The following is a 17,223-nucleotide window of genomic DNA, read 5'->3' as shown; positions in this document are numbered from 1 at the left end:
GTACGTCTACCGTTGATCGAAGGCAGCCAAGGCCGACGTGGAGGTGGCGATGCGGGTCGTGTTCGTGCATGGGGCGTGTGTGCGGGACGGGTCGTGGTGGTGGCACCGCACCGCCGAACTGCTGCAGGAACGAGGGGTGCCGAGCGTGGCCCCGGCGCTACCGAGCTGCGGCGAGGCGGGCCTGCCCGGCGGCGTCGGCGGTCCGGGGCTGCCGGAGGATGTCGCCGCGGTGCGGCAGGTACTGCAGGCCGGCGACGAGCCGACCGTCGTGGTAGCCCACAGCTACGGCGGTATCGTCACCGCGGAAGCGGCTGCGGGAATCGGGGCGGTGCGCCACCTGCTGCTGGTCTCCAGCTACCTGCCCGAGGCCGGGCAGAGCCTGTCGGAGTTCGGGGACGGCAGCCCCGCCCCCTTCCTCGACGTCGACCCCGACGCCGGCACCTTCGAGGTCCGCCCCGACCTGCTCGTGGACACGTTCCTGCAGGACTGCGACCCCGAGGTCCATACGCAGGCGGCGGACCACCTCGCCCGGCAGAGCGTGCGGGTGACCGGGCAGCCGGTCGGGGCGGCCGCATGGCAGCAGGTGCCCTCGACGTACCTCGTCTGCGCTCAGGACCGGGGCACCCCGCCGCGGCTGCAGCACGAGTTCGCCCGCCGGGCCGGCAGCATCGTCGAGCTCGACGCAGGCCACCACCCGTTCCTGTCCCAGCCCGCCGCCGTCCGGGACCTGCTGCTGAGCCTGTGACGGCAGAGACAAGATCATTCACGGAATCGCGGCCAGAACCGGGATTTCTCCCCACCCCTGCCCCCATTCCTCAGATCGTTGGTCGTTGAAGTATCTGGGGAGCTCGGAGAGCGCGAGGCCGCCCGGGCAGCCGGCCCGATCAGAGCGAGCTCGCCGGCCAGCGTGCAGACGAAGGAATCGACGGCTCACTTGATCCGCCCCTCGACCGTGGCCGGCTCGGTGGCGAACTGGGCCAGCAGGCCACCGAGCGCCCGCAGGGCGGGGCGCTGGTGGGCCTGGTAGTCGGCCCACTGCGGCCCGTACACGGCCCGCACCACACCCCTGTCCTCTCCCGGCCGTGACCGGACCGTTGTGTTAACCAGACGTTAGCTCTCCGCTGAGGCCCTGTCCCGGCCCACGCCACGTGGTGGAGGCTGCGATCCACGGCCGCGCCTCACCCGTCCGTCGGCCGCGCATCCAGGAGGTCTCCCCCCATGACTTCAGCCATCCCTTCCACGTCAAGGACGCCTTGGAAGGCCGTGGTCGGCGGCTCGATCGGCAATCTGGTCGAGTGGTACGACTGGTTCGTCTACGCGAGCTTCGCCACCTACTTCGCCGGGGCGTTCTTCCCGCACGGCAACCCGACCGCCCAGCTGCTGAACACCGCGGGGATCTTCGCCGTCGGTTTCTTCATGCGCCCGGTCGGCGGCTGGCTGCTCGGCCGCTACGCCGACCGGCGGGGCCGGAAGGCGGCGCTCACGCTGACCGTGACGCTGATGTCGGTGAGCGCTGTGCTGATCACCGTCGCCCCAACCTACGAGCAGGTCGGGTACGCCGGAGCCGGCGTACTGCTGGTTGCCCGGCTGCTCCAGGGGCTGTCGGTCGGCGGCGAGTACGCGGCCAGCGCCACGTACCTGACCGAGGCCTCCGCCCCGGGCCGGCGCGGCTTCGTGGCGAGCTTCCAGTACGTGTCGATGACACTGGGTCAGCTGATCGGCCTCGGCCTGCAGATCGTGCTGCAGCACACGATGTCGTCGGCCGACCTGCACGCGTACGGCTGGCGGATCCCGTTCGTCGTGGGCTCCGTCGGGGCCGCCGTGATCTTCTGGCTGCGGCGGAACCTGGTCGAGACCGAGGCCTACACCGAGGCCGAGACCGACAGCCCGGCCGAGCGCGGCACGCTGCGCCGACTGCTCCAGCACAAGCGGGAGTTCGCGCTGGTCATGGCGCTGACCATGGGCGGCACGGTGGCGTACTACACCTACACCACCTACCTGACCAAGTACCTTTCGAACACCGTCGGCCTCAGCAAGAACGACGCGGCGCTGGTCAGCTTCTGTGCGCTGACGGTCTTCATGCTGCTCCAGCCGCTGGCCGGCGCGCTGTCCGACCGGATCGGGCGTCGTCCGCTGCTGGTCGCCTTCGGCATCGGGGCCACCTTCGGCACGGTGCCGCTGATGACCACGCTCTCCCACACCGGCGGCTTCGGCGGCGCGCTGCTGCTGGCGGTGGCCGCCCTGGTCATCGTCACCGGGTACACCTCGATCAACGCCGTGGTGAAGGCCGAGCTGTTCCCCACCCAGATCCGGGCGCTCGGCGTGGCGCTCCCGTACGCGCTGGCCACCGCGCTGTTCGGCGGCACGGCCGAGTACGTGGCGCTGTGGTTCAAGGACGCGGGGCACGAGTCCGGCTACTACTGGTACGTCTCCGGCCTCGCGGCCGTCTCGCTGGCGGTCTACCTCACGATGCGGGAGACCAGGAGCACCGAGCTGTCGGCGGCCGACCAGCCTGCCGCCGGCGTCGGGGCAACCGTCGCCGCCTAGACTCGGGGCATGCGGGTACTGCTGGTCGAAGACGATGATCGGCTCGCGCACGCCCTGATCCCGGCGCTCGCCCGGCACGGCCACCTGGTGGTCCGGGTCGGGCGGGCGGACGACCTGCTGCGGCTCAAGGACACCGCCGAGTTCATCCTGCTCGACCTGGGGCTGCCCGACATGGACGGCCTGGAGGCCCTGCGCCGGCTGCGCCGGGTCTCCACCGTGCCGGTGATCGTGTTGACGGCCCGCACGGAGGAGCGCGATGTGCTGCGCGGCCTGCGCTCCGGGGCCGACGACTACCTGGTCAAGCCCTTCCGGACGGCCGAACTGGCCGCTCGGATGGACGCCGTGAGGCGGCGCGGCACCCGGCCGCTGGCGGCCGCCAGCCGCGTGGTCGAGGTCGGCGACACCCGGATCGACCTGGAGACCCGACGGGTCACCGTGGCCGGCGAGCCTCTCACCCTGACCCGTCGGGAGTTCGACGTGCTCGCGCTGCTGGCCCGGGAGCCGGGCGTGGTGCGCAGCCGGGAGGAGATCCTCGACGAGATCTGGGGCAACACCCTGCTCTCCGCCTCCCGCTCGCTCGACGTGCACATCGCCGGCATTCGCGCCAAGACCGGCCGCCCGCAGTTGGTCGAGACGCTCCGGGCGACCGGCTACCGACTGGCCCTGGGCTGATGCAGCGCCGGCTGCTGGTCGTCTACACGCTGCTGATCGCCTGCCTGGTGGCTGCGCTGGCGGTGCCCCTGGCGCTCGCGTACTCCTCGCACCGGACCGGGCAGTTGCTGCTCGCCCGCCGGGCGGACGCCACCCGCTTCGCCGAGCTCACCGACCAGGCGATCCGGGACGGCGACGCCTCCGGCCTGGCGCTGGAGGTGTCCCGGTACGCGGAGCTGTACGGGACGGCCGTGGAGATCCGCGACCGGGACGGCACCGCAGTGGCGGGCGGCGGCATCGGGGACACCGCATCGGGCCGGCGGGCCCGGTCCGGCCGCACCACGGAGGCGCTGACGCTGCTCACCCCGTTCGGGCCCTCCTCCGTGCTGGTCGCCGAGCCGGCCGGGCGGGACGACCAGGTCTCCGGGGTCGTCGTGCTGCGGGTCTCCACCGCCTCGGCCCGCCGCGCGATCGGCGAGGTCTGGGGCGCGCTCGCGCTGGGCTCGGTGGCGGCGCTGGGCTGCTCGCTGCTGGCCGCCCAGCGGCTGACGCGCTGGATCCTGCGTCCGGTCGGCGAGCTGGACCACACGACCCGGGCAATCGCCGAGGGGCGGCTGGAGGCCAGGATCGGCACAGTGCGCGGTCCGGTGGAGCTGCGCCGCCTGGAGGAACGCTTCAACGCCATGGCGGACACCATCTCGGCCGCGCTGGACCGCCAGCGGGCCTTCGTCGCCGACGCCTCGCACGAGCTGCGCACACCGCTGACCGTGCTCTCACTGCGCCTGGAGAACCTGGAACCGCACCTGACCGCCGAGGGCCAGGCCGAGTACGACGAGGCGCTGGCCGAACTCGACCGGCTCGCCGCCCTGCTGGAGGATCTGCTGACGCTCGCCCGGGTGGAGGCGGACGCGGGCCTGCCCGAGAGCGTGGCGGCCGGCGGCCTGCCGGCCCGGCTCGCCGGCTGGCAGGAGCTCTACGCCGCCAAGGGCCTGACGCTCACCATGGAGATCGCCGACCACTCCCCGCTGCCTGCCGCCGTGGCGCGGATCGCCGACATCGCGCTCGACAACGCGGCGAAGTTCGTACCGGCCGGCGGCCGGGTGAGGGTCTCGCTCGCCGACCGGGTGCTCCGGGTCGCCGATGACGGTCCGGGGCTGGACGAGGCCGGCCGGGCAGCCGCGCTCGGCCGGTTCTGGCGCGCCGCGGACCAGGGGAACGTGCCGGGCAGCGGGCTCGGCCTGGCGATCGCCGCCGAGCTGGCCCGGGCCTGCGGGGGCACCCTCGCGCTGCTGCCGAACGAGCCGCACGGACTGGTGGTCGAACTGCGCCTCGGCCGGCGCGAAGAGCCAGGTCAGCCGTAGACAGCGCGGTAGTACCCGGCCGCACCGGGGTGCAGGGGCACGGTGCCGGTGGAGACCGCGTACCGCTCGTCCAGCCGGCTGCCCGGTGCGTCCGGCACCTGGAGGCTGTCCCGGCGGCGGAACAGCACCTCCGTCACCGCCCGGACGGTACCCGCGTCCAACGCGGCAGCGCAGACCAGATAGCTCGGCGTGCCGACGGTCGGTGTCGGCCCGGCCCTGCCGTACGCCCCGGCCGGGATCGAGACGCTCTCGTACACCGGCCCGTACGCGCGGCGCAGCACCGGTTCCTGGGCGTCCAGGGGCACCAGCCGGATCGGGGTCTGCTCGGCCAGCCGCGCGATCGCCGAGGTCGGGACACCGCCCGACCAGAAGAACGCGTCCAGCTGCCCGGCCCGCAGCGCCGCCACCGACTCCGGCAATCCCAGCTGCCGCGCCGCGATGCCGCTCACCCCGGCCGCGGCCAGCACCCGCTCAGCCATCACCGAGGTGCCCGACTCCGCTGCGCCGAGCGAGACCGTACGGCCCGTCAACTGGCTTGACGTCAGCACGGGTGAGCCGGCCGGCACCACCAGGTGCAGGTAGTTGAGGTAGAGCCGGGCGATCGCGGCGGCCGGGACGGGGCGGGGAAAGGCGGCCCGACCGGCGATCGCGTCCGCCGCGCTGTCTGCCAGGGTGAGCCCCAGCTCGGCCCTGCCCTCCCCGATCAGCCGCAGGTTCTGCACGCTCGCCGCCGTGCTCAGCACCTGAACGCTCAGGCCGGGGTGGGTCCGGTGGATCTCGTCGGCGAGCCGTCGGCCGAAGGTCTCGTACGGCCCGCCCTCCGGCCCGGCGGCCAGCCGCAGCGCGCCGCGCGGCTCGGAGGCCGAGCAGCCGGCCACCGCGCCCGGTGCTGCCACGCTCAACGCCAGGAACGCGCGGCGCGAGACGCTGGGCATCCGGCAGAGCCGGTCAGCCACGGAAACCCGACGAAGTTGTGTCCGGACACCCTGGTGCGGAGCTTCTTGTCCCCTCCAGGGCAATCACCTCGGCGTGGACACCGTTCTGTCCGCTGGGCGAGCGCACCACGTCCGGCGCGTCGACGGCGAGGTGCGGGCGCCGGCCCGCTTCCTGGCTGGTGGGCCCGAGCCGACCGAGGCCAGAGCCGGTCTCAATCCGCCCGTCGCCGATCACGCCCACCACTGGACAACGTGCGTCTCCCGCGACAACCATCCAGCCAGGATATCCAGTCCGGCCGAGGCGCCGGACAGGCCCTCGCCGCCCACCGCCCCGCGACGCGCAGCATGTCCCAGCTACGGATGAGTTCGAGGAGGCGACCCGCCCGGTTGCGGCCTTGGCCAGCCTTGTCGCCACAGCCGCCGGTCACACCCGCGCCAGGTACGCCTTGATGACGGTGTGCGCGGCCTGCTCGGGGGTGTCGTGGAGGATCGGGTACTGGGTGCCGCCCTCGGCGACGGCGAGCAGGTACGGGCGGTCATGCTGCAGATCCCCCGACCGTTGGCACACGACCACTCACCACGCCAAGGGGCACGACCCTGCACGCCTGGCCGCACGAAGTGTTGAGAGGCTCTGCACGGCACGCACACCCCCACGTGCCGCGTCGGCCTAGATTCGGTGGCACCGGGGACAACGTCTCGGCGTGAGCGCCGTCCACCCCGGCCACGCATGCCTGCGGGGGCACAGCGCTCGTCGGGCGGCAACTCCGGCACACCTTTCAGATCAAGTGATCACCTTTGGAGGACTCGTATCATGCGCACTCGCGGCATACGCGCTGCGGCCACGGCCGCCATGCTGCTCGGCTTCGCCCTGCCGGGTGTTTCATCAGCCCACGCTCAAGTTCCCGGCATGCCGTTCCTGAACGTCACACCGTCCGGGTCAACCAAGTGTGCGACACCTCAGGGAAACAGCACCGCCGACGGAACTCGCATCACCCTGTGGGACTGCACTGGGAGTGACCTCCAGATCTGGACCTGGCGCGGCGACAGGATCGTGCACGAGCAAAGCGGAAAGTACCTGACGCCGGAGGGCGACCGAATCTACTCCAACGGCGCGGTACTGACCCTCTGGCCGTGTACGGGTGCCGAGAGCCAGGACTTCGACCAGTCCGCGTCGGAATTCTTCAGGATGATCAAGACCACGCACTCCAATAAGTGCCTGACCAACTACGGCGGAAACTTCGGCAACGGCACCTGGGTGACCCTCTGGACGTGCGCCGGCGGAGAGCCCGCGGAGCAGAACTGGCACCTGGAGCTGTAATCCTCGGTTGCGGACGGTGACTTGATCAACGGTCACGATCCACGGCGGGAGTACCAACTCCTTGTCGTGTCCGCGCCCCTTGCGGCCAAGGTCGGCACCGCCCGCGGTGGATCTTGGCCAGTCCGCAGTACACGCACGTCATTTCGGCGGCCGGGGAACACTGTCGCCGCCACGGGGAAGAGGTCGACTCGTGATGCCTTCATACGCGCTGCCCGCGCACATCGCGCCGGTCCGCGCCGTGTCTGTGCGGTCCTGAGGTCCATCCCGGACCACACTGGTCCCCTTTGTCTTCAACGGCCCTCCGGCCCGCCGCTGCCCTCAATCGGAGAAAGGGACACCCCTTTGCGTCTCAGGCCAGGGTCATTCAACCCCGGATCCAGAAGATCCCGCTTCCTCACCCCCGCCGTCACGGCTGCCGTCACGATGGCCATCGTCGGCGGCGTGGCCGTCCTGCCCGGCCCCCTCGACCGGACCAAGCCGGCCGGCAACTCATACGACTGGTTCGAGGACACCACCGCCGAGAAGCTTCGGCAGGACCAGTGCCTGATGGCCGACGTGCTGCGGCTGGGCGGGCCTGCCATGGCAGGCACCGCTCAGGACGGACTCAACCAGCCGGCGGACAAGCTCCACACGCTGGCGGACCGTCAGCACTGGGAGCAGACACCGCTCTCCAAGGCGTACGCGCAGGACCGCGCCACCGCCGACAAGGAACTGGCGGACATCTACGCCCTCCGGGACAGCTGGAAGAAGCCCCTCGCCGGGCTGACGACTCCGGCCGGCATCAACGACGCGACCTTCCACTGGCCGCCCGGCATCAGTGAGGGCCAGGACTTCCACACCCAGACCGGCCTGACCCAGTGGATCGCGGACCGGTTCTGGAAGAACGAGATCGACTTCTACCAGGACCCCACCCCGAAGGCCGACGAGAAGACCCGCAAGGCCGTCTCGGACCTGGGCACCCCGCTCTACGGCAAGGCCCCCGACCCGGCGACGAGCACCGACTGGTACCGCGACGGCGCCGAGCACGACGGGTTCGAGTGGCTGAGGGAAGCCACCGAGCGCACGGGCGCGGACAACGCGCGGCTCTTCCTCGCCTCCGGCGGCTTTCCCCGCACTGCCCCCGCGCCGGGCACGGCGGAGTTCCGCATAGCGGTCGAGGACATGAAAACCCGGTTCTCGACCTGCGCCTGGCGCGACCCGATCGACCCGAACAAGGTCCTCGGCGACATCTCCGCGACGGCCGCCGCCGAGTGGCAGCAGGAGATCACCTCTCAGGCCGCCCAGCGCAACCAGGTCGTGGACGCGGGCAAGGACGCCACCGAGGCGCTCGCCGCCGCCGCCGAGTCCCTGGGCCGGATGCTTGGCTACTCGTGGGTCGCCGACCACCTCACCCGCTGGCAGGACCACTGGTCCGCGGGCGGAGTCGGATGGATCGGCGACGCCGACTCCACCATCGAGTTCGCCACGACCTGGGGCAAGTGCCTGGCCGTCCAGGACAACGGGACAGCCGACGGCACCCCCGCCCTGGTCTCCCTGTGCAACCGCTCCGCATCGCAGCACTGGAAGCTGGAGGGCGACGACCACGGTCTGCACCTGCGTGACGCGAACTCATTGAAGTGCCTGGAGGTGGCCGGGAACGGCTCCACGATGGGCACGAAGATCCAGATCGCCACGTGCGACAGCGGGCCGGCGCAGACATGGGCGTACACCCCTCGCGCCACCACGCCGCTCAAGCACGTCAGCTCGGGCATGTGCCTGACCGTCGCGCCGCTCATCCCCGGAGTGGACGCGGTGACGCTCCCCTGCGACGGCCGCAACCAGCAGCAGCTGAGCATCAAGCCGTCCGGTCACACCGGCGAGGTGCAGCCGCAGAGCCACTTCGACCAGGCGGCGAAGGGCGTCGCGGACGCCCAGGCGGGCGCGAAGCAGCAGCTCGCCCTCCTCAAGCAGCAGGCCGCGGCTGCGAAGACGGCGGCCGCCGCCTCCGACGCCGCCGTGCAGGCCGCCTACTCCATCGCGGACAGGAACGGCGCGCCGCGCGGCCGCGGTCTGCTGGTGGGTCTGCAGAAGGCGCAGGTCACCCAGGGAGTCACCGCCGCGCTCGACGCGATGGTGAAGGCGGGCGAGACCGCCGAGGCCGCCACCCGGGCGGCCGCCGGGGACAGCCAGACGATCACGCAGCGCGCGCTCACCCAGGCCGCCCAGTCGAAGGCGGAGTTCCGCAAGGAGGCCGCGCGCACGGCCGAGCTGCAGGCGAAGGCCGCCGCCGACGGGGCCAAGCTGCACCGCGACAACGCCAAGCAGGACAAGGAGACCGCCGAGGCGAAGCTCGTCGAGGCCCTGAAGGCCGAGAGCGACGCCAAGGCGGCCGCAGCGGAGGCGCACGCCAAGCGGCTCGCCGCCGAGGCCGAGGAGGCCAAGGCGAAGGCGGAGACGGAGACCGCCGCGGCCAAGCAGGCCGAGGCCGCCCAGCACAAGAGGAACGCCGAGGCGCAGGCCACCAAGGCCGAGGACGCCAAGAAGGCGGCCGAGTCCTCCGAGGCAACCGCGGTCGAGAAGAGGAACGCCGCCGTCACGGCCCGCGACAACGCCAAGGCGAAGCGGGACGACGCGTGGGAGGCCGAGCAGAAGTCCGCCGCCGCCGCTGCCAAGGCTGCCGCGAAGGAGGCGTTCGCCCAGGCCCACGCGTCCGACGGCAACGCCCAGGAGTCCCGGGCGGCGGCCGACGCGGCGGCGGGACACGCCGACGACGCCGAGGCCGCGGCCGGCAGAGCGCGCGGCGAGGCCGACGCGGCGACGAAGGCCGCCGCGGACGCGGACGCCGCGGCCACCCGCGCCGAGGCGGACGCCAAGCGGGCCCGCGCGAACGCGGACGACGCGCAGGCCGCGAAGCTGCAGGCCGACGCCGCGGTGCGGACGGCGACCAGCGCCGCGGCCGACGCCCTCACGGCGAGCGACCACGCCGCCTCCGAGGCCCGGACGGCGGTGGCGCTGGCCGACGAGGCCGAGCGCAAGGCGAAGGACGCCAAGACCCAGGCGGACGTGGCCAGCGCGGAGGCCGCGAACGCCCGGGCCGCGTCGGCGAAGGCCGCCGGATTTGCCCACGTCACCGCTCAGGCGGCCGTGGACGCCGGCGCCGCGGCCGCTCTGGTCGCCAAGCCCGCGAACGACGCGATCCAGCTCGGCTCCCCGTACGTCACCACGGACGCCACAGCCGGTCTGGTGGTCCTGACGGGACAGGCGTCAAAGACGATCGCCGAGCAGCAGAAGGCCGTCGCCGACGCCCACGCCAAGAACGCGCGGGAAGAGGCCGCCGCCGCCAAGGCCCTTGCGGACGCGGCCACGGGCGACGCCAAGCAGGCGTACCAGCATGCCGCCAACGCCGCCGGATACGCGGCGGACGCCCGTGGCTACGCCAAGGAGGCCCTCGGCTACGCCGCCGACGCCGCGACCGCGGCGTCGAAGGCCAGCGCATCGCTGGCCCGGAGTGTCGAGTACGCCAAGCAGGCCGCCGAGGACGCGGTAGCCGCGGACCAGGCGGCCGGGCGTGCCGAGGGCTTCGCCCGTTCGGCGCGCGCCTCCGCCGACCAGGCCGCCCTCGACGCCGAGGGCGCCCGCCAGGCGGCGTCCCGGGCCGAGCAGGCCGCCAAGGACGCACGGGCGGCCGCCGTCCGCGCCGACACCGCGGCGACCGAGGCCGAGCAGGCCGCCAAGGACGCCCAGAAGTTCGCCGAGGAGGCTCAGGAGGCGGCCGACCGGGCCGAGGCCAAGGACAAGAACAACCGGATCGCGAACGGCTCCACAACCGGAATCGGCGGCGTCTTCTACGTCCTCGACCACATGGAGTCGACCCGCGCCCCGGAGATCAAGAAGCAGGTGAACTGCAACCCGATCGTCCACGTCGGCAACTGTGTGATCACCGCCGTCATCCACTTCGACGCCTACGTCGACCTCTACCTGTGCACCGCGGAGGACATGCCGGCCACGAAGGACGGATGCCCGACCGACTTCGTGGTCCACCTCGGCCCCGACGTGCTGAAGGACCAGAAGAGCGAGGTCACCTACACCCTCACGATGGCCGAGTTCAACTCGGGCATCGACCCGGTGAAGATCCTCCTCGGCGACTTCATCGAGTGCGCCCACAAGATCGCCCCCGGTGGCGAGTCCGGCAGCTGGGCCGGGTGCGCCTGGGCCGCGACCTGGTTCATCCCCAGCAAGGCGTTCAAGGCGATCGGCGAGGCGCTCCACGCGGTCAACGCCTCCCTGCACACGGGCGTCGGCGTCCGTGAGGCGTTCAACGCGCTGCGGGCCCTGGACGTCGACCCGGCGGCGATCGCCCGGATCGAGGAGACCGTCAACGTCTACGAGGACGTGGTCATCGCCTGCGAGCGGAACAGCTTCCCGGGCGGCACCGAGGTCCTCATGGCGGACGGCTCGCACCGGGCCATCCGCGATGTGCGCGTCGGCGACCGGGTGTTCGCCACCGACCCCCGGACCGGAGGTCTGCGGGCCGAAGACGTGACGGACACCTTCCGCCACGACACCGAACACCTGGTGGACATCTCCGTCGCCGGCGGGCAGCTCACCAGTACGATCGGACACCGGCTCTTCGTCGTCGGCCGCGGCTGGACCACGGTGGCCGAGCTGCGGGTCGGCGACCGGCTGCGTACCCCGGAGGACGCGGAGCAGACCGTGACCGCCCTGCGGGACCGGTCCGGTCTGGCGCCCCGCACGGTCTTCGACCTCACGGTCGACGGACCGCGCACGTTCTACGTCCGCCCGCAGGGCGAGCAGGCCCGGGACGTGCTGGTCCACAACTGCACCGACATCGTCAAGGACGAGGGCCTCCTCGGGGCCCACACGCTGGGAACGCACGTCGACATGACCAACGCCCAGATGCAGGCCAAGGCCGAGATCGACGGCATCGCGGGCAGGTGGACCGACAAGGCGACGGCCGCCAGCGCCGTCAGCAAGGCGATGGAGGAGTGGATCAAGGAGCCGGGCAACGCCCAGAGGCTGGCGGACTGGAAGATCAAGCAGTCCAAGAAGGTCGGCAAGAATCTTCCATTCGTCGCGAAGGACGACTGCCTCCCGATCGAATGGGAGCTCAGGAGCGAGGGGTCACTCGGCCAGGTGTGGCGCAAGGGCGGCGACAAGGACGCCCCCGAGGCCGCGAGCAACACCGTCAAGATCATGCTGAGGTACGCGCCGAAGGTGAAGGGAGAGGGCCAGCACATGGACAAGTACGTCGTCTTCACGTCGTACCCCCTCCCGAACAAGTAAGGCGATGACCACGGGAACGGGCACCCTTCGCTCCGAGGGGTGCCCGTTCCGCACAGGAGGTTGGCGATGGCGCGCACGCGCGAGGTCTACTACTACGACTACCCGGGCGACTTCGGGCTCAGCGGCCTCGCCGGCACGCTGTACTCCCGCACTCCACTGCGCCTAGACGGGCCGGTGGTGCTCGCCCTCGCTGCGGCCGAGGCGGCCGACGACGACCACCAGCTCGGCAGGGACGTCCGGCTCCTGCTGGCCTCCCCGCTGTCGGACGAGGTGCTGCACGCCGTGTGGCTGGCGGCCGTACGCCGCTGCTTCGACCCGGTCGAGGAGGGCACGGACACCCGCACATGGCTCCGCCGCGTCTCGCAGGTGTGCCCCCCGCGTACCCCGAAGCGGGACCCGTACGAGGCGAAGACCCTCGACGAGGCGCGGCCCAGGGTGCCGGAGGAGGAGCTGCAGACGACCGTGGCGGCGCAGATCGAGTCGGCCGCGGCCGGGCTCGAACGCTGCGTCGCCGTAACGGACATCGTCCCGGCGCTGCTGCGGGTCGTACGCGAGGCGGACGCCGACCTCGGATTCCGGCTGTTCCTGAGGGTGCTCAAGGCGTACTCCGTGCCGACCGACGAGGCCCTGTACGGCCGGCTGCTGAGGACCGGCGAGCTGTTGGCCTACGCCTTGGCAACCGTCCACGAGGAGCTGAACGTGCGATGGCCGCCCATCGACCCCGGTCGGCGCGACTTCATGCTCGGCCGCTTCGGACTGCCGATGCTCGCGGCCGTGTTCCACGGGACGGATTGGCAGTACCACGGCACCGTGCGCAAGAACATCCAGCACCTCGCCGATGACGGCGGGGGGCGCGTTCCGGGTTCGTACGCGGCCGTGCTCCTGGAGGACGCCCAGCGACTCATTGACTCCTCACTGTCCGATGAGGCGGTTACCGCGCTGTGGCGCACCGCCTCGGCGCGTTCATACGTCGGCGACGCATTCGACGCCAACGGCCGGACATGGCTGGAGCAGGTCGCCCACGTCTGCCGGGAGCGCCTGACGGAGGTCGATCCCGTCTACACACCCTTCCTGTCCCCCGCCCGGACCGATCTGACGGAGACCGTGCTGCGGGAAGTCCGGGAAGCCGTCCACGCCCTCCCGGTCGAGATGCAGGGCGCGACCCGGTCGCTGGAGGACGTCGTCACCACCGTAGACCCGGACCTGGGCTTCCGATTCCTCCTCCAGGTTCTCGCCACGTACGATGTCCCCGTCACCGACGCCCAGCGCACCCGCTACCAGGCACTCGCCGATCAGCTCGGATACAGCCCGGACCACCTCGACGACCGGCTACCCCGCCGACCGCACTGACAGGTCACGGACTCCTGCGCCGCCCCCGGCTGCCGCCGCGGGCAGCCCGCCAGTGGCGGGTCGGCGGCGAAGGCAGTGACGCGGCGACGGCCGCGCTCTCATGGGCACAGGAACGAGAAGGCCTTACGCGCCAGCGCGGGCTGAGGGCGACCTGACGGGGACGACCCGGTAGCGGCGAACACCGCCGCGCGCACACCGTGCCGCACAGCCACCGGGCCGGGCTCCCTACCCGCCCGGCCCGGGGGTGGCCCCGTTCGGGAGCGGGTCAGCTCCATCACCCAGGTGGTCACCCGGGTCGCGCCCCCGTCCACCGAGAACGCCTGCTCCCAGCGCGCCGACCCGGCGGTGATGCCCGACCAGACGAAGCACACCTGCACCAGCCGCCCGCCATGGGTGTCGTCACCGTGGAAGACCCCCACCCCGTCGGCCCCGAACTCCCCCACCACCGGCGGGAAGAGAGTCCGATCGCCACCGAGACGGACGAGGAGAGACTGCGGAGCCTGCGGAAGGGGACGGGACTATTGCGCAGCCGGGCACCCGCTCGACGGCCGTGAGGGGGCGTTGAGCTCCTACGACGCCGTCCGGGCCGAGCTGCCCCGTCTGCGGGCGCTCCTCGGCGATCCGGACCTGGCGATCCGCACCCGGACCGCCTACCTGCTGGGCTGGTACCCCGAGGAAGCCGGCGAGTGCCTGCCCCAGCTGGACGATGAACGGGACCCGGTGGCCGTCGCGACCGCCCTCGTCGCGGCCGGACTGCTCGCCGAGGACGCAGATGCCGACCAGGTCCTCCCCACCTCGACGCCGGGCACCCGCTCATCCGGTGGGCCGCCGCCACCGCCCTGGCCCGCCTGCTACTGCTGCGCGCCGGCACCGTGCCCGACAGCCCGCTGACGGAGCGCGTCATCGCCGAACTCTCCGCCTTCGGCTCCCGGCCCACACCAGGGCCGGCCACCGACCACCACCACGGCGACCTCCACAGCTACACCGTCCGCACCCTGCTTGCACTCATGCCCCTGGCCCAGGACCCCGACGGGGTCCTCAGCGCGATCGCCCGAACACTGCGCCTCATCGACACGAGCGGCTTTATGGGCACCCAACCCATCAGCGACCGCGCCCCGGACCTGCTGCGCGCGGCGTTCGAACCGGACAACGGCACCAAAGCGGCGTACACCGACCTCTCCCCCGGCCGGCAGGACCTCCTGCGGACCCTCGCCGACCTCCTGCCCGCCGACGCGTACGACCACTGGATGACCGGCCCCTACCTCCAGCAACTACTCGCTCCCCTCGGCGTACCCGACACTGGGCCGGCACTCCGCTCCTACACCGGCCTGCCCCCGAACAAGCCCATCACTCCGACACGAACCTCCCCGACCCCAGGCAGGAACTCCACATCCCCTGAGACCACTTGGCGCAACCGAACCCGTCCACCCCGGCCAGAACGGCAAGGGGGCCCGTGCCCGGCAAGGAGTTCCAGGTTGGTCTCGATGACCGGGGGCGTGTGGGCGGGGTGCGGGCCGGCCGGTGATGCCGACGTGGTGGAGGACCAGCACACGCAGGCCGTCTTGTGCCCAGGCGACGGCCGTGTTCTCGGCGATCGGCTGCGGCAGGTCGGCTCCCTCCTACTCGGCGAGGAAACCGATCACGCGAGGCGCGGAACGTGTATAGCTGAGTTGTGAGAGCACCTGGCGCTGGGCGGCGAGAGCACCCCCTTGCCACGGGAGAGAACAGCACGCGCGAGAGGAACCAACGTGGGCAACGAGTCGACGCGCAGGATCGTGCTGGTGCGGCATGCGAAGGCCGAACCGAAAAGGCAGACCACGCACCCCGAACCCGAGCGGCCCCTGGTCAACCGCGGACGTGCTGGTCTCGACCTCCCTGCGCACCCGGCAGACCTGGAGCTGATCGCCGCCGAGCTGCCCGAACCGCCTCCTGTCGTCTTCGAGGAGGTCCTCTACCGGGCGGACCCGACGTGCTCCTCGCCCGACTCCGGCGGCTGCCGCAGGATCTCGCCACCCTGGCGGTGGTGGGCCACAATCCCGGTATCCGCGACCTGACCCTGAGCCTCACCGGCGCCGGGAGCAACGATCTGCGTGCCCGTCCGGAGAAGTCCGGCTTCCACACCACCGCCGTCGCCGTTCTGACCACCCCCGGCTCCTGGGCGGATCTCGCGTACGGCGCGGCACGCCTGGAGGCCTACTGGTCCCCGCATGCCTGACCCGGGCTCACTGCCCGGCCACCACGGACAGTGCACGCCGACACCCCGCCGAAGGAACCGAGACGGATGGACCACACCCCGAGCCCCCCGGCGCCCGACCGAGCCGGCGGCGGACCAGGCCGCGACGAGACGCCCCAGGAACAGGCCGACCGCCTCTGGAACGACGTGCTCCAAGAGGTGCGGGTCGCCCAGACCGGCGCCCAGATCCTCTTCGGCTTCCTCGTCAGCGTTGCCTTCACCCCGGTCTTCGCAGGCCTCGCCACCTTCGACAAGAACCTCTACGTCGTGACCGTCACCCTCGGCGCCTGCGCCACCGGCAGCCTGATCGCACCGGTCTCCTTCCACCGCTTCCTGGCCGGCCACAACCTGAAACCCGCCCTCGTCCGCACAGCCTCACGCATGATCGGCCTCGGCCTGGCCCTCCTCGCCCTCACCATCGGCTGCGCCCTGCTACTCCTGCTACGGACCGCCACCGGCAGCCCGGTCGTCGCCTGGGCCATCAGCGCCGCCGTGCTCGGCTGGTTCGCCACGTCATGGCTGTTGCTCCCCTACCTCCTCCTGCGCCGCTCCGAGCACGCCAGGGCAACAAGGTGACCAGTCGCATTCCACACGTCCACTGACCATGACCCGGCCGCTCCCCGAGCACGTCAACGCAGGTGCCGGTGCGGGCCCCGGGGCGGCCGCGTCCGGGGTGGTCGGCTGGACGGCATCGACGTGACCAGCGCGGCCGCTGCGGCGCAGCTCACGGCGGTGGAGGGCGGCGCCGTCGCCGTCCGGAGGAGCCGCTCGAGGACGAGTTCCACGGGGTGTCTCACCGCCAGCCTCCGTGGACGACCAAGACGTGTCTGGGGCAGGGGGAGCGTGCGGGGGGCGACGGTGCGTGGAAGCCTTGACGATGTTTGGGGCTGCGCGTCGCCTGGGCGGCTTTCGCAGCAGGATGTCGGCTGCGCTGCGTACACACGCAGGGAGGTCGCCTCCTCATCGTCACCTTGCAGGGAACGACCATCGCGACCATCGCGTTTCTGGTCGCGCCCCAGGGCGTCGAGCAGGTCGAACTGACCGAGCCCTGGCAAGCCGTCCGCGAAGCGGGTGGCACGCCGCGCCTGGTGTCGACGCAGAGCGGCAAGGTCCAGGCGTTCAACCCCCGGACCGCGGCGACACCTTCGACGTCGACGAGGTGGTCGGCTCGCCCTCAGCCGACGACTGCGACGCCCTGGCGCTGCCGGGCGGCATGGCCAACCCGGACGCGCTGCGCATGGACTCCGCGGCAGTGGGCTTCGTCAGGTCGTTCTTTCACGCGGGCGCCTGGGCATCGCCCCCGGCAGCCACAAGCACGAGTCCTCGATCCCGCTGCACGCGGCCATCGAGGCGATGGGCGCCGTGAGCACCCGTCGCGGCTGACCCACCAAGTCAGCCACAGCAGGGTGCCCTCCAGCGCGTCCTTCACGGTCTTCTCGTCCAGGCCCACCGTCTTGTCCGTGCCGTCGGGATGATGGCGCTGATGATGAGCGGCACGATGCGCGGTTCCCCGTCCGTACGGCTGGAGACGCCCAGGGGCGGTGT

The 17,223-nt window shown here is 71.9% G+C and carries 14 protein-coding genes and 1 pseudogene; 12 read left to right on the top strand and 3 right to left on the bottom strand.

Annotated features, from left to right (window positions below; all coding sequences use genetic code 11):
- Positions 1-49 precede the first annotated feature (49 nt).
- A complete protein-coding gene (locus tag ACIBH3_RS26100; protein ID WP_396314511.1) occupies positions 50-745 on the top strand; it encodes an alpha/beta hydrolase in 696 nt (231 codons plus the stop codon).
- Positions 746-930: 185 nt separating this feature from the next.
- Here the strand turns inward: ACIBH3_RS26100 and ACIBH3_RS26095 are convergent, their stop codons facing one another.
- Entirely contained in the window at positions 931-1,062 is a 132-nt protein-coding gene (locus ACIBH3_RS26095) for a hypothetical protein (RefSeq protein ID WP_396314510.1), read from the bottom strand.
- Positions 1,063-1,218: 156 nt separating this feature from the next.
- Between ACIBH3_RS26095 and ACIBH3_RS26090 the strand changes: the two genes are divergently transcribed.
- From ACIBH3_RS26090 to ACIBH3_RS26080, 3 genes are read left to right on the top strand one after another with little or no spacing between them, the layout of a single operon-like run.
- Positions 1,219-2,547: an MFS transporter gene (locus tag ACIBH3_RS26090; protein ID WP_396314509.1), complete on the top strand. Its 1,329-nt coding sequence runs from the start codon at positions 1,219-1,221 to the stop codon at positions 2,545-2,547.
- Between the two features lie 9 nt (positions 2,548-2,556).
- Positions 2,557-3,219 (top strand): response regulator transcription factor, encoded by a 663-nt coding sequence (locus tag ACIBH3_RS26085; RefSeq protein WP_396314508.1) that lies wholly within the window; start codon positions 2,557-2,559, stop codon positions 3,217-3,219.
- Positions 3,219-4,559: a sensor histidine kinase gene (locus ACIBH3_RS26080; RefSeq protein WP_396314507.1), complete on the top strand. Its 1,341-nt coding sequence runs from the start codon at positions 3,219-3,221 to the stop codon at positions 4,557-4,559. The genes ACIBH3_RS26085 and ACIBH3_RS26080 overlap by 1 nt, the downstream gene beginning before the upstream one ends.
- On the opposite strand, the gene ACIBH3_RS26075 is transcribed toward ACIBH3_RS26080, so the two are convergent.
- Positions 4,550-5,494: a TAXI family TRAP transporter solute-binding subunit gene (locus ACIBH3_RS26075; protein ID WP_396314506.1), complete on the bottom strand. Its 945-nt coding sequence runs from the start codon at positions 5,492-5,494 to the stop codon at positions 4,550-4,552. The genes ACIBH3_RS26080 and ACIBH3_RS26075 overlap by 10 nt on opposite strands.
- Before the next feature lie 424 nt (positions 5,495-5,918).
- Complete coding sequence (locus ACIBH3_RS26070) at positions 5,919-6,062, bottom strand: hypothetical protein (RefSeq protein ID WP_396314505.1); 144 nt, start codon at positions 6,060-6,062, stop codon at positions 5,919-5,921.
- 159 nt (positions 6,063-6,221) lie between these two features.
- On the opposite strand from ACIBH3_RS26070, the gene ACIBH3_RS26065 reads away from it, so the two are divergent.
- The 8 genes and pseudogenes from ACIBH3_RS26065 to ACIBH3_RS26030 form a co-directional block, all read left to right on the top strand.
- The gene (locus ACIBH3_RS26065; protein ID WP_396314504.1) at positions 6,222-6,812 is read left to right on the top strand and encodes an RICIN domain-containing protein; all 591 of its coding nucleotides are present in this window, start codon (positions 6,222-6,224) and stop codon (positions 6,810-6,812) included.
- Positions 6,813-7,235: 423 nt separating this feature from the next.
- Positions 7,236-12,095: an RICIN domain-containing protein gene (locus ACIBH3_RS26060; RefSeq protein WP_396314503.1), complete on the top strand. Its 4,860-nt coding sequence runs from the start codon at positions 7,236-7,238 to the stop codon at positions 12,093-12,095.
- 66 nt (positions 12,096-12,161) lie between these two features.
- Positions 12,162-13,445 carry a hypothetical protein gene (locus ACIBH3_RS26055; protein WP_396314502.1) on the top strand — a complete coding sequence of 428 codons (1,284 nt, stop codon included), beginning with the start codon at positions 12,162-12,164 and terminating at the stop codon, positions 13,443-13,445.
- 561 nt (positions 13,446-14,006) lie between these two features.
- Positions 14,007-14,336, top strand: a complete 330-nt coding sequence (locus ACIBH3_RS26050) for a hypothetical protein (RefSeq protein ID WP_396314501.1) — start codon at positions 14,007-14,009, stop codon at positions 14,334-14,336.
- Positions 14,318-15,121, top strand: coding sequence for a hypothetical protein (locus ACIBH3_RS26045; RefSeq protein WP_396314500.1), 804 nt, complete (start codon positions 14,318-14,320; stop codon positions 15,119-15,121). The genes ACIBH3_RS26050 and ACIBH3_RS26045 overlap by 19 nt, the downstream gene beginning before the upstream one ends.
- Before the next feature lie 293 nt (positions 15,122-15,414).
- Positions 15,415-15,660 (top strand): hypothetical protein, encoded by a 246-nt coding sequence (locus ACIBH3_RS26040; protein WP_396314499.1) that lies wholly within the window; start codon positions 15,415-15,417, stop codon positions 15,658-15,660.
- A 66-nt stretch (positions 15,661-15,726) separates the two neighbouring features.
- On the top strand, positions 15,727-16,254 hold the full coding sequence (locus tag ACIBH3_RS26035; RefSeq protein ID WP_396314498.1) for a DUF6328 family protein: 528 nt from the start codon (positions 15,727-15,729) through the stop codon (positions 16,252-16,254).
- Positions 16,255-16,673: 419 nt separating this feature from the next.
- Positions 16,674-17,002 (top strand): annotated as a pseudogene (locus tag ACIBH3_RS26030) (DJ-1/PfpI family protein); the annotation flags it as partial.
- Between the last annotated feature and the right edge of the window lie 221 nt (positions 17,003-17,223).

This window comes from Kitasatospora sp. NPDC050543, assembly GCF_044457565.1.
Classification (GTDB): Bacteria; Actinomycetota; Actinomycetes; order Streptomycetales; family Streptomycetaceae; genus Kitasatospora.
This window is presented reverse-complemented; position numbering and strand designations above follow the sequence as displayed.